This window comes from Janthinobacterium sp. OK676, assembly GCF_900103595.1.
Taxonomy (GTDB): Bacteria; Pseudomonadota; Gammaproteobacteria; order Burkholderiales; family Burkholderiaceae_D; genus Janthinobacterium.
In genome coordinates this window covers 294,067-316,021 of sequence record NZ_FNHA01000006.1, presented here as the reverse complement: position 1 = coordinate 316,021, position 21,955 = coordinate 294,067, and the positions used below count along the sequence as shown (strand labels likewise).

18 protein-coding genes are annotated in these 21,955 nt (G+C 65.4%); 13 read left to right on the top strand and 5 right to left on the bottom strand.

Annotated elements, in window-relative coordinates; translation table 11 throughout:
* The first annotated feature begins 3 nt into the window (after window positions 1-3).
* Together BLU39_RS14645 and BLU39_RS14640 are read left to right on the top strand one after the other, a co-directional pair.
* Entirely contained in the window at window positions 4-684 is a 681-nt protein-coding gene (locus tag BLU39_RS14645; protein WP_092714122.1) for a response regulator transcription factor, read from the top strand.
* A complete protein-coding gene (locus tag BLU39_RS14640) occupies window positions 677-2,074 on the top strand; it encodes a sensor histidine kinase (RefSeq protein ID WP_092714120.1) in 1,398 nt (465 codons plus the stop codon). The genes BLU39_RS14645 and BLU39_RS14640 overlap by 8 nt, the downstream gene beginning before the upstream one ends.
* Here BLU39_RS14640 and BLU39_RS14635 read toward each other — a convergent pair.
* From BLU39_RS14635 to BLU39_RS14620, 4 genes are all read right to left on the bottom strand, one after another.
* Complete coding sequence (locus BLU39_RS14635; RefSeq protein ID WP_092714118.1) at window positions 2,066-2,374, bottom strand: hypothetical protein; 309 nt, start codon at window positions 2,372-2,374, stop codon at window positions 2,066-2,068. The genes BLU39_RS14640 and BLU39_RS14635 overlap by 9 nt on opposite strands.
* Complete coding sequence (locus BLU39_RS14630; RefSeq protein WP_092714224.1) at window positions 2,374-3,096, bottom strand: MgtC/SapB family protein; 723 nt, start codon at window positions 3,094-3,096, stop codon at window positions 2,374-2,376. Before BLU39_RS14630 ends, BLU39_RS14635 begins: the two co-directional genes overlap by 1 nt.
* Window positions 3,097-3,455: 359 nt before the next feature.
* Window positions 3,456-6,566 (bottom strand): efflux RND transporter permease subunit, encoded by a 3,111-nt coding sequence (locus tag BLU39_RS14625; RefSeq protein WP_092714116.1) that lies wholly within the window; start codon window positions 6,564-6,566, stop codon window positions 3,456-3,458.
* 3 nt (window positions 6,567-6,569) lie between these two features.
* Window positions 6,570-7,799: an efflux RND transporter periplasmic adaptor subunit gene (locus BLU39_RS14620; protein ID WP_092714114.1), complete on the bottom strand. Its 1,230-nt coding sequence runs from the start codon at window positions 7,797-7,799 to the stop codon at window positions 6,570-6,572.
* A gap of 392 nt (window positions 7,800-8,191) precedes the next feature.
* On the opposite strand from BLU39_RS14620, the gene BLU39_RS14615 reads away from it, so the two are divergent.
* A complete protein-coding gene (locus BLU39_RS14615) occupies window positions 8,192-10,726 on the top strand; it encodes a sensor domain-containing protein (RefSeq protein WP_092714112.1) in 2,535 nt (844 codons plus the stop codon).
* Here the strand turns inward: BLU39_RS14615 and BLU39_RS14610 are convergent.
* The gene (locus BLU39_RS14610; protein WP_092714110.1) at window positions 10,723-11,685 is read right to left on the bottom strand and encodes an endonuclease/exonuclease/phosphatase family protein; all 963 of its coding nucleotides are present in this window, start codon (window positions 11,683-11,685) and stop codon (window positions 10,723-10,725) included. The genes BLU39_RS14615 and BLU39_RS14610 overlap by 4 nt on opposite strands.
* Before the next feature lie 37 nt (window positions 11,686-11,722).
* On the opposite strand from BLU39_RS14610, the gene ybaK reads away from it, so the two are divergent.
* The 10 genes from ybaK (at window position 11,723) to BLU39_RS14560 (ending at window position 21,949) form a co-directional block, all read left to right on the top strand.
* Window positions 11,723-12,214, top strand: a complete 492-nt coding sequence (gene ybaK / locus BLU39_RS14605; RefSeq protein WP_092714108.1) for a Cys-tRNA(Pro) deacylase — start codon at window positions 11,723-11,725, stop codon at window positions 12,212-12,214.
* Between the two features lie 97 nt (window positions 12,215-12,311).
* Window positions 12,312-12,956 carry a glycerol-3-phosphate 1-O-acyltransferase PlsY gene (gene plsY / locus BLU39_RS14600; RefSeq protein ID WP_254788975.1) on the top strand — a complete coding sequence of 215 codons (645 nt, stop codon included), beginning with the start codon at window positions 12,312-12,314 and terminating at the stop codon, window positions 12,954-12,956.
* Between the two features lie 90 nt (window positions 12,957-13,046).
* On the top strand, window positions 13,047-13,718 hold the full coding sequence (locus BLU39_RS14595) for a DsbA family oxidoreductase (RefSeq protein WP_092714104.1): 672 nt from the start codon (window positions 13,047-13,049) through the stop codon (window positions 13,716-13,718).
* A 70-nt stretch (window positions 13,719-13,788) separates the two neighbouring features.
* Window positions 13,789-14,079, top strand: coding sequence for a DUF427 domain-containing protein (locus tag BLU39_RS14590; protein ID WP_092714102.1), 291 nt, complete (start codon window positions 13,789-13,791; stop codon window positions 14,077-14,079).
* A 37-nt stretch (window positions 14,080-14,116) separates the two neighbouring features.
* On the top strand, window positions 14,117-15,076 hold the full coding sequence (locus BLU39_RS14585) for a DUF2157 domain-containing protein (RefSeq protein WP_092714100.1): 960 nt from the start codon (window positions 14,117-14,119) through the stop codon (window positions 15,074-15,076).
* A complete protein-coding gene (locus tag BLU39_RS14580) occupies window positions 15,073-16,734 on the top strand; it encodes a GDYXXLXY domain-containing protein (protein WP_139178295.1) in 1,662 nt (553 codons plus the stop codon). The genes BLU39_RS14585 and BLU39_RS14580 overlap by 4 nt, the downstream gene beginning before the upstream one ends.
* A 102-nt stretch (window positions 16,735-16,836) precedes the next feature.
* Complete coding sequence (locus BLU39_RS14575; RefSeq protein WP_092714096.1) at window positions 16,837-18,069, top strand: metal-dependent hydrolase; 1,233 nt, start codon at window positions 16,837-16,839, stop codon at window positions 18,067-18,069.
* Between the two features lie 109 nt (window positions 18,070-18,178).
* Window positions 18,179-19,930: a cation:proton antiporter domain-containing protein gene (locus BLU39_RS14570; protein ID WP_092714094.1), complete on the top strand. Its 1,752-nt coding sequence runs from the start codon at window positions 18,179-18,181 to the stop codon at window positions 19,928-19,930.
* Between the two features lie 80 nt (window positions 19,931-20,010).
* Window positions 20,011-20,919, top strand: coding sequence for an ion transporter (locus BLU39_RS14565; protein ID WP_092714092.1), 909 nt, complete (start codon window positions 20,011-20,013; stop codon window positions 20,917-20,919).
* Window positions 20,920-20,968: 49 nt separating this feature from the next.
* Window positions 20,969-21,949, top strand: a complete 981-nt coding sequence (locus tag BLU39_RS14560; protein ID WP_092714090.1) for a 3-oxoacyl-[acyl-carrier-protein] synthase III C-terminal domain-containing protein — start codon at window positions 20,969-20,971, stop codon at window positions 21,947-21,949.
* Window positions 21,950-21,955 lie beyond the last annotated feature (6 nt).

The following is a 21,955-nucleotide window of genomic DNA, read 5'->3' as shown; positions in this document are numbered from 1 at the left end:
GGCATGAGAATCCTCCTGGTGGAAGACGACCGCAAGGCGGCGCGCCTGCTGGCCCGCGGCTTGCAGGAAGAAGGCTTTGTCGTCGACGTGGCGCACAGCGCGGAAGAGGGCGAGGATGAAAGCTACGCCGTCGACTACGACGCGATCGTGCTGGACTGGATGTTGCCGGGCAAGCAGGGCATCGATTTTTGCCGCGACTTGCGCGCGCGCGGCATCCAGACGCCCGTGCTGATGCTCACGGCGCGCGACGCCACGGCCGACCGCGTGGCGGGCCTGAACACGGGCGCCGACGATTACCTGACCAAGCCGTTCGAATTCGAGGAGCTGCTGGCGCGCATCCGGGCCTTGCTGCGCCGCTCCGACATCAGCCGCCCGCTGGTGCTGGCGCTGGCCGATCTGACGCTCGATCCCGTCAGCCACCAGGCCACGCGGGCCGGCATGCCGCTGGTGCTGACGCCGAAGGAATATGCGATTCTGTTGATCCTGCTGCGCCAGGCGGGCGAGGTGGTCAGCCGCGCGCGCCTGGCCGAGCAGATCTGGCAGGCGGACCTGATCGGCATCGATAACCTGATTGACGTCCACGTGCGCAACCTGCGCGGAAAAGTGGATGCGCCGGGCTTGCCGCCCTTGATCCATACGGTGCGCGGACGCGGTTTCCGCCTGGCGGAAAACAACGGTGGCTAGCTTTCGCAAGCGCTTGCTGCTGGTGCACCTGGCCGTCATCCTCGCCATCGTCGCCTGTACGGCGCTGGCCGGCTACTGGGGCTTGTCGCGCGCCGTGCACGGCCAGCTCGATGCGGCCCTGCTGGCGCTGGCCGAAACGGAAATGGCCATGCTGCCGGCCGCGCCGCGCCAGCCCGTGCAAGTGCACGAGGTGGCGCCGGGCGTGGCGCCGCCGTCGCTGACGCGACTCGACCGCCTCGTGCAGATCATCGATGGCGAAGGCCGCGTGCTGGCGCGCAGCCGCAACCTGGAAGCGGCGCAGCTGCCGGCGCCGTCCGCCCTGCTGGCGCGCCTGGCGGCCGGCGAGACCGTCTTCGAGACCCTGCCCAAGTTCGGCGAAGAGCCGCTGCGCATGGTGTCGATCCCCGTGCCTTCGTCCGGCGCGGGTCTTGCCGTGCAGGTGGCCGGTTCGCTCGACGACGCCGACCACGTGCTGGCCGCGGCCACCGTGCTGTTTGGCGCCATGGCGCTGGCCTTGCTGGCGGCCGTGGGACTGGCCGGCGAAATGCTCACGCGCCGCGTGCTGGGCGCCATCGACGACGTGGTGGACCAGGCCCATTCGATCGGCGAGGCCAGCCTGCACCAGCGCCTGCCCCATCCCGGCACGCAGGACGAGATCGGCCGCCTGGTCGATACCCTGAACGCCATGCTGGACCGCCTCGAACATGGCTACGATGCGCAACGCCGCTTCACGGCCGACGCTTCGCACGAATTGCGCTCGCCCCTGTCGCGCCTGCGCACGGAAATCGAAATCACCCTGCGCCGCCCGCGCGAAGCGCCCGAGTATGTCGACGCGCTGGCGTCCTGCCTCGATGAAGTGCAGCGGCTGACGACCCTGGTGGAAGAACTCCTGATGCTCACGCGCCTTGACGTGGGCCAGGAGCGCAATGCCGTGGAAACCATCGCCCTCAATCCCCTCGTGCAGGCGGCCGCGCAGCGCCTGGAAAAGGCGGCCGCGCAGCGCGGCATCCGCATCGTCTTCGATGACAGCGTGGCCGTGCACGCGCGCGTGGCGGCCGGCCCTGTGGACCTGGTGCTGGCCAACCTGCTCGATAACGCCGTGAAGTTTTCGCCGCCCGACAGCGTGATCACGGTGCGGGTGTCGCGCGAGGGCGGGGATGCGCTCGTCGGCGTGGCCGACGCGGGACCGGGCATCGGCGTGGAAGACTTGCCGCATCTGTTCGAGCGTTTTTACCGGGGCGCCAAGGCGCGCGCGGGCGAGGCGCCCGGCTTCGGCCTGGGCCTGGCCCTGTCGCAAGCCATCGTGCATGCGTATGGCGGCAGCATCGAGGCGCAGAACCGTCCGCATGGCGGCGCGCTGTTCCTCATGCGCCTGCCGGCCTCAGATTGAGGGCGCGACGCCTTCCCAACGCACTTGCCGCACTTGCGGCCAGGCACCCGCGCGGTTGACGAAGCGCACCAGCACGGCGCGCTGCACGGCCTGGCACAGTACCGTGGCGATCAGGCGCACCACCTGCTTTCCCTCGTCCCAGCTGCGCAGCATTTGCGATGGCGCCAGGCCCGCGCCCTGGAGTTCGGCCAGCAGCAGGCGCGCGACGTGGTCCGCCTGCGCCGCAGGGCAGGTGACGGTCAGGCGATAGGTGGCCACGACGGGACCGCGCCGGGCAAACCAATGGAAGAATCTTTTCATCACACACCTCGCTCGGCGACAAATTCCGCGTTGTTGACCAGCGCCCAGCGCACGGCCGAGACGCTGCCTTCCAGGCTCACCTGGCTGACGATCTGCTCCAGCAATCCCAGGCTGGACAAGGGCGTGAGCAGGTCGGCCCGCACTTCGATGCGTCCCGCGTGCGCCGCGTCCTCGCTGTGCAAGGATTGCAGCATCAGTGCCGGCATGCCGCTGATCAGGCGCAGCATCAGCTTGCGCACCTGGACTTCCTGCTCCGCCTCGCACACGGCCGTCACGCGGTAGATGCTTTCCGTCTCGATGCCCGCTTCGCTGCCGTGGGTGTTGATGCGCTGCGCCAGGTGGCGCAGCACGAGGTTGGCCACCAGCACGAAGCCCGTGCCGATGGCCGCTTCCAGTGCAAACCCCAGGCCGCACAGGATGCCGATGGCGGCCGAGCACCACAGGGTGGCGGCCGTGTTCAGACCGCGCACCGTCATGCCTTCGCGCATGATGACGCCGGCGCCAAGGAATCCAATGCCCGACACGACCTGCGCGGCGATGCGCATGTGGCCCGAGGCATCGCCTTCAAGTACGGAAACCATCACGAACAGCGAGGCGCCGACGGACACCAGCGCATTCGTGCGCAGGCCCGCCATGCGCTGGCGCAGCTGGCGTTCGGCGCCGATCATGGCGCCCAGGGTCAATGCCGCGGCAACGCGCAGCGCAAAGTCAAATACCACCATCATTTCTCCCGTCTGGGGAGGAACAGGCGAGTGCAAGGGCGAAAACTATCCGCCCGCAAGGGGGCAGCAGACGACAACGGTGGAACGATGAGGGGAAGTGGCGGCGAATGGACATCGCCGCTGGTAAAACCGCACCTTGCCGAGGGCAGGGCGGGCGGAATGCGCGCGTCTTGCCTAAGGCCGATCGCCGATGGTCAATCGACTACTGTCACTGGAACAAGCACCCACGAGTCACTCCATACAATTGATAACGGGGACAGTCTAGCCAGCGTAGCCGCTTTGGTCAACTGAAGCTCTCTTCAGTAAGCCGCCGCGTCGTCCCCGCCAATGCGGGGACGGTGAAGGCGATCGGTTCTGATTTAATGTGCGGCGTCGGCATGTGCATCGGTGTGCGCATGCTCGCCGCCGCCAAAGAAGCGCGCGGCGCGCTTGCCCAGGCTGTCGAGGTAGGTGTAGGCGACGGGCACCACCACCAGTGTCAAGAGGGTCGAGGTGATCACGCCGCCGATGACGGCGCGGCCCATCGGCGCCTGCGATTCGCCGCCGTCGCCCATGCCGATGGCCATCGGCAGCATGCCGAAGACCATCGCCAGGGTCGTCATCAGGATAGGACGCAGCCGCACTTGCCCCGCTTCCATCAGCGCCTCGAACTGCCCCAGTCCTTCGCGCTGGCGCTGGTTGGTGAAGTCGACCAGCAAAATCGCGTTCTTGGTGACGAGGCCCATGAGCATGATGAAGCCGATCACGGAGAAGATGTTCAGGGTGCTGCCCGTGATCAGCAGCGCGGCCAGCACGCCGATCAAGGAGAGCGGCAAGGACACCATGATGGCGATCGGCTGCAAAAAGCTGCCGAACTGCGAGGCCAGCACCAGGTAGATGAAGATCACGGCGATCCCCAGCGCCATCATGGCGCCACCCATGGTTTCGGCCATCTGCTGCGCATTGCCGGCCACGTCGAAGCGCACGCCCGGCGGCAGGTCGATGGACTTGATGGCCTTCTGCACGTCGGCGTCGACGTCGCCGGCGGGACGGCCCTGCACGCCCGCATAGATGGCGACCCTGCGCTGCAAGGCCTGTCGCTTCAGCACTTGCGGGCTCGATGAGGGCACGAAGTCGACCACCTGGCGCAGCGGAATCATGACGGGCTTGCCATTCGCATCAAGCTTGCTGGACGCCAGCGACAGGTCGGCCAGGTCGGCCACCTTTTGCCGGCCCGACTTGGGCAGCTGCACGTTGACGTCGTAGTTCTGCCCGTCGGACGCCAGCCAGTGGCTGACCGTGTCGCCCGCAACAAAAGGACGCAGGGCATTGCCGATCTGCTGCACCGACAATCCCAGGTCGCTGGCCAGTTCGTTATTGATCTTCACGGTGGTCGACGGATTGGCGCCTTCCTGGCTGTACTCCATGTCGGCCAGGCCCTTGATGTTGCGCATCTTGTCCATCAAGGTGTGCGCCACGGCATCGAGCTTGCCTTCGTCCGTGCCGAGGATGGCGATGAAGATGGGACGCTGGCCGACGGACAGGGTGATGCCGGCAATCGGCGCCAGGCGTTCGCGGATCAGCTTTTCCAGTTCCTGCTGCGAGCGGCGCTTGTGCGTCTTGATGTCGGTCAGCTTCAGGTTCACCTCGGCCGCGTTGCGGCCATCGGGCGTGCCGATATTGGCCACCAGGCTGTCGATCTCGGGGAATTCCTTCAGGGCCGTTTCGATCTGGCGCACTTTGCTATCCGTGTATTCGAGGCTGGAGCCGACGGGCGTCTTGAAGCGCAGGTTGACCCAGCCCTGGTCCGTCTCGGGGAACATCTCGCCGCCGATCATGGGCACGAGCATCAGGCTGCCCGCGAACAGCGCCATGGCCGTGGCCAGGGTCGTCTTGCGCCAGCGCAGCGCCACTTTCAGCACCTTGCCGTACCAGACGTGCAGGCGGTCGATGCCCGTCTCGATCCAGGCCATGAAACGGCCCAGCCACGGCGCGTACTTGAAGCGGTCCTTGACGGGGTCGCGCCAGACGGACGACAGCATGGGGTCGAGCGTGAAGCTGACGAACAGCGACACGAGCACGGCGACGGCCACGGTGATGCCGAACTGCAGGAAGAAGCGGCCGATGATGCCGTCCATGAAGGCGACGGGCACGAACACGGCGACGATGGCGAACGTGGTGGCCATCACGGCGAGGCCGATTTCATTGGTGCCGTCGTTGGCCGCCTTGTAGTGGTTCTTGCCCATGCCCAGGTGGCGCACGATGTTTTCACGCACGACGATGGCGTCATCGATCAACAGGCCAATGCACAGGGACAGCGCCATCAGGGTCAAAAAGTTCAGCGTGAAACCGAAGGCTTTCATGGCGATGAAGCTGGCCAGCACGGAAATCGGCAAGGTCAATCCCGTGATGATGGTCGAGCGCCACGAGTGCAGGAACAGGAAGACGATCACCATGGTCAGCACGGCGCCTTCGATGATGGTGCGCTTGACGTTATTGAGCTGGCTTTGCACGCGCTCCGATTCGTCATCCAGCACGCGCAGGGTGATATCGGGCGGCAAGGTTTTTTGCAGGTCCGCCGCCACCTTCAGGATGCCGGTGCCCACTTCCACCACGTTGGCGTCCTGCACCTTGGTGATTTCCATGGTCACGGCCTGCTTGCCGTTCATGCGCGAGATCGACAGTTCTTCCTGCTCGCCGTCGACGACGGTGGCTACCTGGTCCAGGTAGACGGGACCGACGGCGCGGCGCGCGACGATGATCTTGCCGAATTCGCGCGCATCCTTGATCTTGCCTTCCACGCGCACCAGTTGTTCGGCCGCGCCATGGCTGATGGAGCCGGCCGGCAGATTGGTATTCGTGGCCTGGATGGCGCGTATCACTTCATCGACGCCGATGCCCTGGGCATTGAGCTCGATCGGCTTCATGCTGATGAGGATCTGGCGCGCGCGCAAGCCGCGCAGCTTGACTTGCCCCACGCCGGCCACGCCCTGGAAGCGCTTGCTGATGATCTGCTCCGTCATGGTCGACAGCGAGCGCAGGTCGTGCCCGGTGGACGTGAGCACGATGGTGGCGATGGGGCGCTCGTTGTCGCCTTCGGCGCGGGCGATGAACGGGTCCTTCGCTTCCTTCGGAAAGCGCGGGCGCACGAGGGCCACCTTGTCGCGCAAGTCCTGCATGGCCTTGTCCATGTTCGTCGACAGCTCGAATTCCAGGTAGACGCCGGCGCGTCCTTCCCACGAGTTGGCGCGGATGGTCTTGATGCCGCTGACGGTGTTGACGGCGTCCTCGATGGGGCGCGTAATGTCGTTTTCCACGGCCTCGGGCGAGGCGCCCGGGTAGTTCACTTCAATGGCGGCGAACGGGAACTGCACGCTGGGCATGCTCTCCACGCCCAGGCCCCGGTAGGAGAAGATGCCCAGCACCACCAGCGCCACCATGACCATGGTGGCGAAGACGGGGTTTTGAATACTGACTTTGGTCATCCACATGGCTCAGTCCTTCCGTGCCAGCACGGCGGACGGCGCGGCGGGGGCGGCGGGCGCGGCAAAGGTCACGCCGTGGCCGGGTTTCACGCCATCGAGCTTGGCGATGATGACTTTCGCGCCCGGCACCAGGCCCGATGTGACTTGCGCATAGCCTTCATCCTCGTTGCGCAAGCCCAGTGTGACGGGCTGGGCGACCACCTTGTTGTTGACCAGCGCATACACGACGGGGCCCTGTTTTTCATTGCGCACGGCCGTCAACGGCACCAGCGGCGCCACGGGCGAGCGCTCGGTGACGATGCTGCCCTTGGCGAACATGCCGCCGCGCAGCGCGCCATCGGCGTTGTCGACGGCGATGTAGACGAGCATGGCGCGCGAGCCGCTCTCGGTGGTCGGGTTGATGCGCGTGACCTTGCCGGCGAAGTCGCGCGCGCCGAAGCCATCGACCTTGAAATGCACGTCCTGGCCCAGCTTGATGCGGGGGATGTCCGCGCTGGGCACGGGCGCTTCCAGGGTCAGCTGCGCCAGGTTGACGATGGTGTAGACGGGCATGTCGGGCGAGACTTTTTCGCCGGCCTGCAAATGGCGCTTGCTGACGATGCCGGCCATCGGGGCGCGGATTATCGTGTCGGCCAGCGCGATGCGGGCGATGTCGACCATGGCGGCGGCGGACTTGACGTTGGCGCGCGCCAGGTCGACGGAGTTTTGCGTCGTGTCGTAGGCCGTTTGCGAAATGTATTTTTGCTTGAGCAGCGCCTGGCTGTTCGCCTCGTTCTTGCTCGCCATTGACAGGCGTGCCTGCGCTTCGTCGAGCATGGCTTGCTGCTGCGTCAGGCGGGCGCGCAGGTCGGCCGCTTCCAGGCGCACGAGGATTTGCCCATTGGCTACCTGCTGGCCTTCCTGCAAGGTCGTTGCCTCGATGACGCCGGAAACCTTGGCCTTGATGGTGGCCTGGGTCACGGGTGCCAGGGAGCCGGACAGGGGCAGGCTGATACTGAGGGCGCGCGCATCGATGGCGGCCACGTCGCCCTGCGCCAGTTCATGCACGGGCGTCTTTTCCTGCTCCTTCTTCTTGCTCGCCTGCTGCTCGGCCGCCTTGGCGGCTTGCTGCTTCGACTGCATCACCGTCCAGCCGCCGCCGGCCAGGCCCAGCACGACGAGGATCAGGACGGGCGTGCGCCAGCGCCGGCGGCGCGTGGCGGCAAGGGGAGAGGCGGGGGGCAGGGTCTCGTTTTTCATAGTTTTTTAGTCAGGAGCGGTGCAGGGCTTCGGCGCCAGGTCTCGGTACGGCCGGCCTGCGGCAGGCCGGGGGAATTCGGGTAGCGCATCGCCGTGGCGGCCGCAGGCAGCACGCCTGCCGCTGCGGCCGTCCACGGCGATGCGCATGTTGCCACTTTAGGAAGATTCAAGTCCCGCCGCCATCGCCATGCGACAGATTGCACAAAATCGGGGCTGGAATGCAAAAAACGGCGACCGGAGACCAATGCCAGCATGCCCGCCGTGCGCGTCACGATGCTTGCGCATCCTCAAGAAGCCGATTCGCCGGCGCGCAAGAATGGTCAGGATGGTTGCGCCACCGGACAGGCCATACGCCCGCCGGTTGCCGCGCGGCCGCGCCACGAGGGGGCCTGATGTCTGATCGGATTGCCGGAGCCGCCCCGTCGCCGGGCCGTTTGCTGGCCGCGGCCGAACCGCAGGCGGGGGCGGCCGGCAAGGCGCTCGATTTGCTGTCCACCATCGTTGCCGCCGTCGAGCAGGCACCGGGCCTGGCCGTGCGCGGCATCGACCGCGACGGCATCGTGCGCTACTGGAGCTTTGGTGCGGCGCGCCTGTATGGCGTGGCCGCCGAGCTGGCGCTGGGCCAGCCGTGGGCCAGGGTGGCCGCCGCGCTGCCGGGCGCCGCCACCGCAGGCGAGGAAGTTGCCGGCGAACTGGCGGCCGTGTGGGAGAGCGGCAAGGCGCGCGGCACGCGTTTGTGGAAGCTGGGCGCCGACGGCGCCGCGCCGCGCTGCATCTGTTCCACCGCATTTCCTGTCATCCAGTCCGGGCGTGTGCGGCAAGTGGTCTGCATCGATGTCGACGTCACGGCCAGCAGCCAGGATGGAGCCGCGCAGGGCGCCTTGCTGCTGATGGGCGACAATTTCCGCCAGCTGTACGAGAAATCGGCCGACGCCATCCTGCTGCTGCGCGACGAGCATATCGCCGAGGCGAACCCGGCCGCCATTGCCCTGTTCCGATGCGAAGACCGGCAGCGCCTGCTGGGGCGCCGCCTCAGCGACTTTTCGCCCTTGCGCCAGCCCGATGGCGTATTGTCCTCGTTGCGCGGCACGCAGCTGGCGGCGCAGGCCCATGCCGACGGCAACTGCCGCTACGACTGGCGCTATCAGACGTGCACGGGCGAGCTGTTCTGGGGCGAAGTGCTGCTCACGTCCGTCACGCTCGACCACAGCTATCTGTTTTACGCCGTGATCCGCGATATTTCCTCGCGCAAACTGGCCGAACGGGCCCTGTATCTGTCGGCGCAGGTGGTCGAGCATGCGCGCGAAGCCATCGTCGTGCTGGACCCGCAGCAGGCAGTCGTCAGCATGAATCCCGCGTACAGCGAGATCAGCGGCTACAGCCTGGACGACATGCTGGGCAAGCCTTTTGTGTTGCACGGCGTGGAGCCGGACGCGCCCGCGTTTTTCGACCACGTGTGGGACGAGGTCGAGGCGAACGGCTATTGGCAAGGCGACATCCTGGGCCAGCGCAAGGCGGGCGGGCGGTATCCGGCCTGGCTGTCGCTGACGGCCATCCGCGACCCGCAGGGGCAGCTGAGCAATTACCTGCTCATCCTCAGCGACATCAGCGAGCGCAAGAAAAACGAGGAACACACGCGCCACCTGGCCGAGCACGATTTCCTCACCGACCTGCCGAACCGCGTGCTGCTGCTGGACCGGCTGTCGCTGGCGCTGGCGGCCGCGCGGCGCAAGCTGAGCATGCTGGCCATTTTGTACCTCGATCTTGACCACTTCAAGCACATCAACGACAGCATGGGCCATCACGTGGGCGACTTGCTGCTCAAGGAAGTGGCGCGGCGCCTCGTGCGCTGCGTGCGCGGCGTCGATACGGTCAGCCGGCATGGCGGCGACGAGTTCGTCATCATCCTGGCCGAGGTGGGCGGCATCGACCAGGTGGCCCACGTGGCGGCCAGCCTGCTGCATGCCGTGACGCAGGTGTACCAGCTGGGCGAATACGAACTGCATGTGTCGACGTCGATCGGCGTGGCCATCTTTCCCAGCGATGGCGACGGCATCGATACCCTCGTGCACAACGCCGACATCGCCATGTACCACGCGAAGGAAAACGGGCGCAACAATTTCCAGTTTTTCAATGCCGAGATGAATGCGCAAATCGTCGAGCGGGCCAGCCTGGAGCAGGGCTTGCGCGAAGCCTTGGGCCGCGACGAATTCGTGCTTGAATTCCAGCCCGCGCTCGACGTTGCCAGTGGGCAAATCCTCGGCGCGGAAGCGCTGTTGCGCTGGCGCCACCCGCAGCTGGGCGAACTGCCGCCCGAGCGCTTCATCGCCGTGGCCGAGGAATGCGGCTTGATGGTGTCGATCGGTAACTGGGTGCTGCGCCACGCCTGCCTGCGCGCGCGCGCCTGGCACGATGCGGGCCATGCCTGGAGAGTGGGCGTGAATCTGTCGCCGGCGCAATGCCTGCACAATAATTTATTGCTCAGCGTGCAAGAGGCGCTGGACGTGTCGGGTTTGCCCGCCGCCAGCCTGGAACTGGAAGTGACGGAATCCTTGCTGATGAAAGGCGGCGCGCGCCTGGCCGGCGTGCTGGCGCAGCTGCGCGCGCTGGGCGCCAGGCTGGCCATCGACGACTTCGGCACCGGCTATTCGCGGCTGGCCAATCTGCGCCATTACCCGGTGGATAAACTCAAGATCGACCCCTCGTTCCTGCCCGCCGTGGCAGACGGCGCGGCCGGCGAGTCCGATACGGCGGTGGCCGCCACCATCATCGCCATGGCGCGCGAGCTGCAATTGACGGTGATCGCCGAAGGCGTGGAAACGGCGCAGCAACTGGCGTATCTGCGGGCACAGGGCTGCCAGCAATACCAGGGGCGCTTTGCCAGCGCGCAAGTCGAGGGCAGCGCGCTGGCGAGACTATTGAACTAATGAATGTTTCCCAGCAGCTTGATACGCGCCAGCACTTGGCCATGGTCGGATGCGTGAGGCAAGCCCAGGAGCAAATGATCGTTGAGATATGTCACTTCCTGCAGCATGCCGATGGCGCGCGGCGAGGCGGGATGAAAATGTTCGGAGACGAGAATGTGGTCGATCGTCATGTAGGCGCTGTCGTGGATATTCGTGTAGCCCACGTGGCGCAGGGCGTCCTGGCGCTGCTGGATGGCGTTGGCGTCGTACAGGCGCGCGCGCATCTCGGTACCCGGTTCGCACGGCGCGCCCGCGCCCATGACGATGGCCGTGGTGACGGCATTGGCGATGTCGTTGAAGTCGCCCAGCACGATGCGGGGCCGGCCGCTGTGGCCCAGTTCGCTTGCCAGCACGCGCAGGGCCACGGCTTCCGCGCCGCGCCGCTGCAGCGAACGCAGGTTGGCCAGCGCGTAGGTGGCCGCATCGTTGCCGTCGCCATGGCGGTAGTCGGGCCGGCGCGATTTCAAGTGCACGACGACCACGTCCGTGAGTTGGCCGCCAGGCAAGAGGACCTGCACATGCAGGGGCGCGCGAGCGAAGCGGCAGGCCTTGTCCTCGGCGGAGACGCTCACGCCGGCCGGAAAATCCGCCCAGGCAACACCGGCGCCCACCAGCGGCAGGCGCGACACGAGCGCCACCGTGGGCAGCATGCGTCCGGCAATATCGATCGCATCGTAGCCGGCCAAGGCGGCTTCGCGGTAATGGCGCGTGCGCGACAGCACGTCGCGCAGGGCCGCTTGCGAGAAAATTTCCTGGAAGCCGATCACGTCGGCGTCGAGCAGGTCGATCTGCCGCGCCGTCCATTCCGCCTTGGCTTCGTATTGCGCCGGGCTCAACGGTTCCAGGTTGTCATACAATTTCGCCCCGGCGGGGGCCAGGTTGCAGACATTGAATGTGGCAAAGCGGATTTCTTCCTGCATAATTAGCACTCCTCACTGAACGATCAGCGTATCACGCATGGCTAAAAAAGAGCATATTTCCGAAACCCAGGCGACGCAGTTGCTGCGCAAGCATCAAGTTTCCTTTGAAGAACACCCGTATCCGTACGAAGAGCACGGCGGCACCAGCGTGTCGGCGCGCGAGCTGGGCGTGCCCGAGCACGACGTGATCAAGACCCTGGTGATGCAGGACGAGGCGGCCAAGCCGCTGATCGTGCTCATGCATGGCGATTGCAAGGTGTCGACCAAGAACCTGGCGCGCGGCATCGGCTGCAAGTCCGTCGAGCCGTGCAAGCCCGAGGTGGCGCAGCGCCATTCCGGCTACATGATAGGCGGCACGTCGCCGTTCGGCACGAAGAAGGCCATGCCCGTGTACGTGGAGCAATCGATCCTGGACTTGCCGCGCATCTATATCAATGGCGGGCGGCGCGGTTTTCTCGTCTCGCTGGCGCCGCAGGTGCTTGTTGATTTGCTGCAAGCCAAGCCGGTGCAGTGCGCCTTGCAGGATTAAGAAAACCAGTCCCCGCCCTGTCCTTGGATTGGGCGCTGGTGTATATTCTGCTGCGCCAGCCTCGATGCTGGTGTAATAAACACAATAAAGGGAAGAAATGAATCCAGTAATCACAACCGTGGCAATGACAGTGGCCGCTTACTTGCTCGGCTCGATATCGTTTGCCGTGGTGATGAGCAAGGTCTACGGCATTGCCGATCCGCGCACCTATGGCTCGAAAAATCCGGGCGCCACCAACGTGCTGCGCAGCGGCAACAAGGGCGCGGCCATCATGACCCTGCTGGGCGATGGCGCCAAGGGCTGGCTGGCCGTGTTCCTGGCCGACCACTTTGCCGGTGCGCTGGGCGTGGGCGATACGGCCGTGGCCCTGGTGGCCATCGCCGTCTTCCTCGGCCATCTGTGGCCCGTGTTCTTCCGCTTTGTCGGCGGCAAGGGCGTGGCCACGGCCCTTGGCGTGCTGCTGGGCATCAATCCATGGCTGGGCCTGGCGACCCTGGCTACCTGGCTGATCATTGCCTACGCGTTCCGCTATTCCTCGCTGGCAGCCCTGGTGGCGGCCCTGTTCGCGCCGTTTTACTATGGCTTGCTGTTCGGCGTCGATCCCATCTTGCTGGCCGTCATCGTCATGAGCGTGCTGCTGGCTTACCGCCACAGCCAGAATATCGCCAACTTGCTCGCTGGCAAAGAAAGCAAGATCGGCGGCAAGAAGGATGCGGCCAAGGCGCCCGCCAAGAAAAAGTAAGCGCTTGATTTCCCGCAGCCCGCACGCATATGCTGTGCTTGCGGCGCCGCGCGGTGCGGCCGCCACCGACTCGCGCAAAGGCTGCCCACCATGACTGTTTCTACCTCCTCCGCCACTCCCACTCCCGTCCGTATCGATTTCGTTTCCGACGTTTCCTGCCCCTGGTGCGTGGTCGGCCTGAAATCGCTGGAGCAGGCGCTGGACAAGCTGCAAGACACCGTCCAGGCCGACATCCACTTCCAGCCCTTCGAGCTGAACGCCAATATGCCGCCCGAAGGCGAGGATATCGGCGAACACATCGCCCGCAAATACGGTTCCACGCCCGAACAGATGGCGCAGTCGCGCGAAGCGATCCGCGCGCGCGGCGAGCAACTGGGCTTTACCTTCGCCATGGACAAGCGCGGCCGCATCTACAACACGTTTGACGCCCACCGGTTGCTGCACTGGGCCGCCCTGGAAGGGCGCCAGAAGGAACTCAAGATGGCGCTGTTCGACGCCTATTTCACGCAAGGCCAGGATCCGTCCTCGCATGAAGTGCTGCTGGCCGTGGCCGGCAAGGTCGGACTCGATACCGCCAAAGCGGCCGAAGTGCTGGCATCGAACGCCTATGCGGACGAGGTGCGCGCGCAGGAACAGTTCTACCAGCAGAATGGCATCAACTCGGTGCCGGCCATCATCATCAACGAGCGCCACCTGATTTCCGGCGGCCAGCCGCCCGAAGTGTTCGAGCAAGCCTTGCGCCAGATCATCGCCGGCGCCTGAACCAGGTACCAATGGCGCGCGCCATGGCAGACTTTTTGCGCTACACTCGGCGCAGAAGGAGGATAGTCAAATGCCAACAGCCCGCTGGAATGGCGCCGTCATCGCGCAAGCGACCGATGCGCAGGTGCAAGTCGTTGAAAACAATATATATTTTCCTTTATCAAAGGTGACGCAGGACTACCTGCGTCCCAGCAGCCACACGAGCGTCTGTCCGTGGAAGGGCACGGCCAGCTATTACGACCTCGTCGTCGACGGCCAGGTCAATGCCAACGCGGCCTGGTATTACCCCCAGCCCAAGGATGCCGCCAAGCAAATTGCCGGCCACGTCGCCTTCTGGCGCGGCGTCAGCGTCGAGCGCTGACCTGCCTCCCCCTATTTCCCGACAAAGAAAGCAGACGATGGATTTACGCCTCGCCGTGTACCAACTCGCCTCGACCCATGCGCTCGATGCCCAACAAACCCGGCAGTTGGAGGAAGTGGCCGGTTTCCAGCGCGAACCGGCGCGCCTGGCGCACTGGCTGCCGCGCGGCGTGGCCGTGCTGGGCGCCGCCTTGCTGGGCATGGGATTGATCTGCTGGGTGGCCGCCAACTGGGAAGACTTCGGCCGCATGGGCCGCTTTGCCCTGCTGCAAGGCGTGTTTGCCGCCGCCTGCCTGGGCGCGCTTGCCGTGCCCAAGGCGAGAGTCCCCTTGCTGCTGCTGGCCTTGCTGGCCATCGGCGGCCTGTTCGCGTATTTCGGCCAGACCTACCAGACGGGCGCCGATCCGTGGCAACTGTTCGCCCTGTGGGCCGTGCTGGCCTTGCCCCTGTGCCTGGTCGCGCGCAGCGACGTGCTGTGGACGCCGTGGATGCTGGTACTGTCGACGGCCGCCACCCTGTGGATGCAGGCGCAGGCGCGCCACAGCTGGCGCATCGATTCGGCCGACCTGGGCATTTTCGTCAGCGGCTGGCTGGCCGTGCTGCTGGCCTGTGCCTTTGTCTCGCCCCTGCTGGCGCGCTGGACGGGGGCCGGCAACTGGGCCTTGCGCCTGGGCCTGGTGCTGGCCACCATCCTCATCACGGGCACGGCCGTCAGCGCCCTGTTCGGCAATGAGATCGAATCGCCGTACTGGGCCGGTCTCGGCTTGCTGGCCGTCGCCGGCGTCCTGCTGGCCACGCGCAAGTTTTTTGACGTGTTCGGCCTGAGCGCCGTCGCGCTCGGTATCAACACCTTGCTGGTGGGCGGCCTGACGCACGTGCTGTTCAACGGCCATGGCGATGGCGTCGGCGCGCTGACCGTGCTGGGCTTGCTCGCTGCCGTGCTGCTGGCGCTGACCGTGCAAGGCATACTGTGGCGCACGCGCCGGGAGGCGGCATGAGCAATAACAATATTCAACGAACCGATGCGCTCGCCACCCTGATCGACGACGCCACGCGCGCCGGCCTGTTGCCGCCCGGCGCCAGCCGCCCCGTGCAGGATGTTCGGCCGTGGCCGCTGGTGCTGATGACGGCTTTCGGCGCCTGGCTGGCCGCCATTCCCCTGATGATTGCGCTGGGCGTGGGCCTGGAAAGCATCGTGCGCCAGGGGCCCGGCGCGTATGTCGTGGCCGCCATCGTGCTGGTGGTGGCCGTGCTGCTGATCCGTACGCGCGGCGTGGCGCTGTTCGTCGAGCAACTGGCCGTGCCCTGCCTGCTCGTGGGCGGCGGCTTGCTTGGCTATGCCCTGTACCGCGACTATTCCACGCAGACGGCGTCATTGATGCTGTGCCTGGCGTGTTTGGTGGTGGCAGCCGCCTTGCCGCGCGACTGGCTGCGCGTGTTGCTGGGACTGGTCGCCTGCGGCTTGCTGGGGCTGGGCATCATCGACAGCACGCGCGACTGGATTTTCGAGAACGATCCCACGGAACTGTATTTCGCCTGGATGCTGGCCCTGGCACTGTGGCTGGGCGTGCACTGGCTGCAGAAGCAAGCCTTCAACGACGGCCGCGGCGCATCCGTCGCCGCCTTCCTGGAATCGCTGTCGACGGGGTGGGTCCTAGCAATCCTGCTGGGGCTGGTCTTCTGGTCGGGCATGACCTTCATGCTCGGCGGCGCGATGGGCGGTGGCTTTGCCGGCGAAGTGGCGCGCGAAGTGACGCGGCACCAGGGTCATGCATGGTATGCGCAGGCCTTGAATGGCGTGTCGCTCGTGCTGGCCACGGCCGCCGCCGCCTGGACGGGATGGCGCTGGCCCGCATTGCGCCAGTTGCCCGCCATCGGCGTGGCGCTGGTGCTGGTCGTGCTGGCCTGGTTCATGCCGGCGCTGGGGCCCGTGCTGCTGATCCTTGCGTATTGCGTGACGAGCGGGCGTTCGCGCGTGGCCGTGGCGGCCGCGCTGGCGGCGGCGTGGATCATCGGCAGCTTTTATTACCAGCTGGCCTGGCCACTGGCCAGCAAGGCAGCGCTGCTGGCGACAGCGGGCGCCGTGCTGTGCGCGCTGTCGTGGCTGGCCACGCGCGGCGCCGTGCTGCATCTGGTGGAAAGCAAGCCGGCGGGCGTGGCGGTCGAACGCCGCTTCTTGCGCCTGGGCGTGCTGGGCGGCTTGCTGCTGGTGTTGCTGGTCGCCAATGGCGGCATCTGGCAAAAAGAACAGCTCATTGCCAAGGGTGAGCCTATCTTCGTGGAACTGGCGCCCGTCGATCCCCGTTCGCTGATGCAGGGCGACTACATGCGTCTCAATTTCCAGGGCCTCGGCGTGCTGAGCACCCTGGCCAGCGTGGAGCGTGCGCCCGGCCGGCCCTTTGTCGTGGCCAGGCGCGATGCGCGCGGGGTGGCGGAACTGCTGCGTCCCTACACCAAGGAAGCGCTGGCACCCGGCGAATTCCTGCTCGAACTGACGCCGAAGGATGGCAACTGGGTACTGGTCAGCGATGCCTGGTTCTTCAAGGAAGGCGAAGCGGCGCGCTGGGAAAAAGCCCGCTATGGAGAATTCCGCGTGCTGCCCGACGGCCGCGCCTTGCTGGTGGGTATGCGCGGGGAAGATTTACAGGCGCTGTAGCCGCTTGATTGAACAAACCCAATGGCAGAATCCGGGGGCGTACCCTGAGGGTACGACCCCAGCCTTTGCTCTTGGGGTGGCCGCATCCTGTAAAATTGCTCGATGGATAATATTACGCATTCGGTCATCGGCCTCGGGGTCGGCGAACTGGTACACCGCAGCCTGCCGCCCGAGCCGCAAGCCCCCGCACAGCGCACCCGGCGCGCGCTATTTTTGTTTACGGCCTGGTTTGCCAGCAACGCGCCCGACCTGGACCTGGTGCTGACCCGGCTGCTGCCGCGCCCCTTCGGCTACATGCTGCACCACCGTGGCCACACGCACACCTTGTTGCTGGCCCTGCCGCAGGCGCTGATCTTGCTGGCCTTGCTGTGGCTGCTATGGCCGGGCGCGCGCCGGCTGCTCAAGGAAAGCGTGCCCGCCCGCATCGGCCTGGCCGCTTGTCTGCTGCTGGGATTCTGCTTGCACATGGGCATGGATTTCCTCAATTCCTACGGCTTGCACCCGTTTTATCCGTTTGACAGCCGCTGGCTGTATGGCGACATGGTCTTCATTGTCGAACCCATGTTCTGGGTGCTGCTGGGCGTGCCCGTGATCATGTCCTTGCGCTACGGCATCGTCAAAAGCGTGCTGCTGGCGGGGCTGGCGGCGGCCCTGTGTTTCTTCACCTATAAAACCTACCTGGCGCCCGCCTCGCTGGCCGTGCTGCTGGGACTGGGCGTGATCCTGGCCGTGCTGCAGGGACGGGCCGGCGAACGGGAACGCGGGCCGCTGCTGCTGGCTTTCGCGCTGGCCGCCACCTTCATCGGCACGCAGGGCGTGGCTTCCGCTCTCGGCCGTACGCGCATCGAGGCAGCCGTGCAGCGGCTCGATCCTGGCACGCGCGTGTGGGACGTGGCGATGACGGCATTCCCCAGCAACCCGCTGTGCTGGATCTATGTCTCGCTCGACAGCAAGACCGACGTGTATACCCTGCGGCGCGGCACCCTGAGCCTGCTGCCCGCATCGCTGGCGCCCGCTGCCTGCCCGGCCGGGCTGGCCGAGACGGGCAAGAAGCAGCAGCAACTGGCGCCCGGCATCGCCGTGTCGGCCCAGGCGGCGGGCAGTCTGGCCGCCTTGCGCGCCTTGCAGGAAGACAATTGCTATGTGGACGCCTGGTTCCGCTTTGCCCGCATGCCCAGGTTGAATGCGGACAAGTTGACGGACGTGCGTTTCAATCCCGGCATGCAGCCCAATTTCACGACCGTCGAATTGCAGCAGTTCCGCAGCCGGCCATGTCCTGCCTATGTGCCGGGCTGGGACCGTCCCCGCGCCGACATGCTGGCGCCGCCGAAATAGAGAACGGCTATGTTGCCTTAAAGGAAAATGTCATGTGTGTGCTTACTTCGCCGTGGCTGCACATGCGACACTGCCAATTCAGCAAGAATGATATTTAGTTAGGACTATCTTGGAAGAGCAACACGCCTTACCGTATTTGCGAGAAACCCTGCTGTTTCTCGCCCTGGCCGGGATTTTTATTCCGCTATTGCAACGCCTGAAAGTCAACCAGGTGCTTGGCTTCCTGGCCGTCGGCGCCCTGTTTGGCCCCTTCGGCTTCGGCCTGTGGGCCGGCGAGTTCACGTGGCTCACGTATTTCTCGTTCGTGCGTGCCGAGCAGGTCAGTGGCCTGGCCGAGCTGGGCGTGATGTTCCTGATGTTCATGATTGGCCTGGAACTGTCGACGGAGCGGCTGTGGGCGCTGCGGCGCTGGGTATTCGGCGCGGGCGTGGGACAGGTGGCCGTCAGCGCCTGCCTGATCGGCGGCGTGGCGTATTACTTTGGCCTGTCGCTGGAAGCGTCCATCGTGCTGGGCCTGGTGCTGTCGCTGTCGTCGACGGCTGTCGTGATGCAGTTGCTGACCGACCAGCGTTCGCTGCAGACGCCGGCCGGCCAGGCGGGCTTTTCCATCTTGATGTTCCAGGATTTGATGGTGGTGCCGCTGTTCATCCTGATCGACGTGTTCGCCAGCGGGCGCAGCGACGACCTGGCCTATCTGCTCAGCTTTGCGGCCGTGAAATCGGCCGGCGCCATCCTGCTGATCTATCTGCTGGGACGCCGTGTGATCCGCCCGCTGTTCCAGTTCTTCGTCAAGAAGCACCAGCCCGACGTGTTCATGGCATTGACCCTGCTCAGCACCCTGGGCATCGCGGGCCTGACGTATCTGGCGGGCCTGTCGATGGCGCTGGGCGCTTTGCTGGCCGGCCTGCTGCTGGCGGAAACGGAATTTCGCCACGAAGTGGAAGTGACGATCGAGCCCTTCAAGGGATTGCTGATGGGCCTGTTCTTCATGTCCGTGGGCATGCAGATCGACGTGCGCGAAATCCTCAAGTCGCCCGTGCTGATTCCCTTGGCCGTGCTGAGCCTGTTTGCCTTGAAAACCCTCGTCATCAGCGTGATTTTCCGCATCGGCGGCTTTCACTGGGGGCGCGCCGTGGAAACGGGCGTGCTGCTGGGGCAGGGCGGCGAATTCGCCTTCATCGTCGTCGCGTATGCGCTCGGCACCAAGCTGATCGCTCCGGAAGTGGCGCAGTTCGTCATGCTGGTGGTGGGCCTGAGCCTGTTTGCCACGCCGGCGCTGGCCAAGGCGGCGCGCGCGTTCGGCAACTGGTGGGAACAGCGTCACCACCATCAGCTGGCCGACCTGGCGCACGGCGCGCTGCCGCCGCAGGGCAGCACCGTCATCATCGCCGGTTTCGGCAGGGTAGGGCAGTTGCTGGCCAAGGTGCTGACGGAGCAGGATATCGCGTATGTGGCGATTGAAAACGATGCGCGCCTGGTGACGACCCTGCATCCGCGCGGTTTCCCCGTGTATTTCGGCGATGCGTCGCGCGCGGAATTGTTGCAAAAGGTCAATGCGGACCGGGCTGCCGCCGTCGTGCTGACGATGGACCATGCGGCGTCCGTGCTGCATGCCGTGAAATCGATCCGCCGCGAATATCCGCTGCTGCCCGTGTATGCGCGGGCCCGCGACGAGGCGCATGCCGTGGCCCTGATACAGGCGGGCGCCACCCTGGTCGTGCCCGAGGCGCTGGAGTCGGCGCTGCAGCTGACGGCCACCGTGCTGCACACGGTGGGCCTGTCGGAAGCGCGCACGACGGACATCGTGCAGGCCGAGCGCGACCGGCGCAATGCCGTGCTGCTGGCGAAGAAGCTGTCGTAGTGCTGCCGTAGCGCAACAGTGCGTGTCGCCGTGCTTTGTCAATTATCTATACAATAATAGTATATGAGCATATCAACCACATGAAAGCCGCGACGAAGAGCGGAGCGGCGCCCCTGACGCCGCAGCAGCTGGCGGCGCAGGAAACGCAGCAAAAATTTGGCAAGCCCGAGCGGGGCTGGCGCGAGCGGGTGTACACCGTCATCTTCGAGGCGGAAACGCGCACGGGTCGCGCTTTTGACTTGCTGCTGATCGCCGCCATCCTGATCAGCGTGACGGTGGTCGTGCTCAGCAGTGTCGCCTCCGTGGCCGAGCGCTACGGCACCTGGCTGACGGCGCTCGAATGGTTTTTCACCATTTTATTTACCATCGAATATTTCGCCCGCCTGGCGTGCCTGCAGCATCCGGTGCGCTACGCCAAGAGTTTTTTCGGCATCATCGACTTGCTGGCCATCGTGCCGACCTACATCGGCTTGCTGCTGCCGGGCGCGCACGTGCTGATCGACGTGCGCATTTTGCGCCTGCTGCGCATGTTCCGTATCCTCAAGCTCACCTCGTATGTGCATGAATACACGGTGCTGGGGCGGGCCTTGCTGGCCAGCCGGCGCAAGATCCTCATTTTTCTGTCTTTTGTCATGATGGTGGTCTTTCTGCTGGGTACTGTGATGTATGTCGTGGAAGGGCCGGAGAATGGTTACAGCAGTATTCCCACGTCGATATACTGGGCCATCAGCACCATGACCACCGTGGGCTTCGGCGATATCACGCCGAAGACCGACATCGGGCGCACCATCGCCTCGCTGATGATGTTGCTGGGCTGGGGCATCCTGGCAGTGCCTACCGGCATTATCAGCGCGGAAATGACGGTACAGCGCAGCTCCATGCTGGTCACCACGCGTACCTGCCCCACGTGCCTGAAAGAAGGGCTCGATGACGATGCCAATTTCTGCAAGAACTGCGGCGTTGCATTGCCGCCATTGGCACGCGATTAGCGCATAAACCCTACATCAATCGTATTTACTTTACTTTTTTAAGGCCAACATGATTCCAGTTCGCCTGATCGCGACGGGCAAAGCCGTGCCCGTCCACAGCGTCACTTCCGACAGCCTGGACCTGAAACTGGGCCACCCGGCCGGCTATACCTTGCGCAAGAGCGGCGTGCTGTCGCGCTTTGTCGCCGCGCCCGATGAATCGCAAAGCCAGCTGGGCGCCGTCGCCCTGCTCGACGCGCTGAAGAATGCCAGCCTGCGTCCGGCCGACATCGACTTGCTGATCTGCGCCTGCGGCGTGCCCGAGCAGGCCTTGCCGAACACGGCCTGCTTCGTGGCCGAACACGCGGGCTTGCCGCCCGGTACGCAAAGCTTCGACGTCAACGCCAGCTGCCTCAGCTTCATGGCCGCTTTCCGCGTGGCCGCGTCCATGCTGGCAGGCGGGGCCTACCGCCGCATCGCCATCGTTTCGTCCGACCTCGCCTCGCGCGGCGTCGACTGGAGCGAGCCGGAAGCGTCGATGATCTTTGGCGACGGCGCCGCCGCCGTCATCGTCGAGCGGGGCGACGGCAGCGCCGGCATCCGGGCCTACAAGATGGGCACGTATCCGGAAGGGCGGCGCTACTGCGAAATTCGCGGCGGCGGCACCGAGCGCAATCCGCGCAACGGCTGCGAACCGGGCGACTACCTGTTCCGCATGGATGGCAAGGCCGTGTTCCGCCTGGCCGTCAAGGTGATGCCGGATTTCCTGACGGAACTGATGGCCGAATCGGGCGCGGGACTGGACAAGGTCGACGTGGTCGTGCCGCACCAGGCCAGCCCATTGGGTCTTGCGCATGCGGCGCGCATCCTCGACGTTCCCGATGCTAAAATCATCAAGATCTTTGAAACGCATGGCAACCAGGTGGCCGCGTCCTTGCCCACCGCCCTGCACGAGGCGGTGATGACGGGGCGGGCCGTGGCAGGCCAGCGTTTGCTGATGATGGGCACGGCCGCTGGCCTGACCATCGGCGGCATGATACTTGACCTGTGAAGGTGG

Coding starts and splice junctions, on each gene's coding strand:
- BLU39_RS14565 (WP_092714092.1), top strand. CDS start 20,011: ATGAAAGCCGCGACGAAGAGCGGAGCGGCGCCCCTGACGCCGCAGCAG.
- BLU39_RS14590 (WP_092714102.1), top strand. CDS start 13,789: ATGCCAACAGCCCGCTGGAATGGCGCCGTCATCGCGCAAGCGACCGAT.
- BLU39_RS14585 (WP_092714100.1), top strand. CDS start 14,117: ATGGATTTACGCCTCGCCGTGTACCAACTCGCCTCGACCCATGCGCTC.
- BLU39_RS14595 (WP_092714104.1), top strand. CDS start 13,047: ATGACTGTTTCTACCTCCTCCGCCACTCCCACTCCCGTCCGTATCGAT.
- BLU39_RS14615 (WP_092714112.1), top strand. CDS start 8,192: ATGTCTGATCGGATTGCCGGAGCCGCCCCGTCGCCGGGCCGTTTGCTG.
- BLU39_RS14620 (WP_092714114.1), bottom strand. CDS start 7,799: ATGAAAAACGAGACCCTGCCCCCCGCCTCTCCCCTTGCCGCCACGCGC.
- BLU39_RS14560 (WP_092714090.1), top strand. CDS start 20,969: ATGATTCCAGTTCGCCTGATCGCGACGGGCAAAGCCGTGCCCGTCCAC.
- BLU39_RS14635 (WP_092714118.1), bottom strand. CDS start 2,374: ATGAAAAGATTCTTCCATTGGTTTGCCCGGCGCGGTCCCGTCGTGGCC.
- BLU39_RS14610 (WP_092714110.1), bottom strand. CDS start 11,685: ATGCAGGAAGAAATCCGCTTTGCCACATTCAATGTCTGCAACCTGGCC.
- BLU39_RS14575 (WP_092714096.1), top strand. CDS start 16,837: ATGGATAATATTACGCATTCGGTCATCGGCCTCGGGGTCGGCGAACTG.
- BLU39_RS14630 (WP_092714224.1), bottom strand. CDS start 3,096: ATGGTGGTATTTGACTTTGCGCTGCGCGTTGCCGCGGCATTGACCCTG.
- ybaK (WP_092714108.1), top strand. CDS start 11,723: ATGGCTAAAAAAGAGCATATTTCCGAAACCCAGGCGACGCAGTTGCTG.
- BLU39_RS14645 (WP_092714122.1), top strand. CDS start 4: ATGAGAATCCTCCTGGTGGAAGACGACCGCAAGGCGGCGCGCCTGCTG.
- plsY (WP_254788975.1), top strand. CDS start 12,312: ATGAATCCAGTAATCACAACCGTGGCAATGACAGTGGCCGCTTACTTG.
- BLU39_RS14580 (WP_139178295.1), top strand. CDS start 15,073: ATGAGCAATAACAATATTCAACGAACCGATGCGCTCGCCACCCTGATC.
- BLU39_RS14625 (WP_092714116.1), bottom strand. CDS start 6,566: ATGTGGATGACCAAAGTCAGTATTCAAAACCCCGTCTTCGCCACCATG.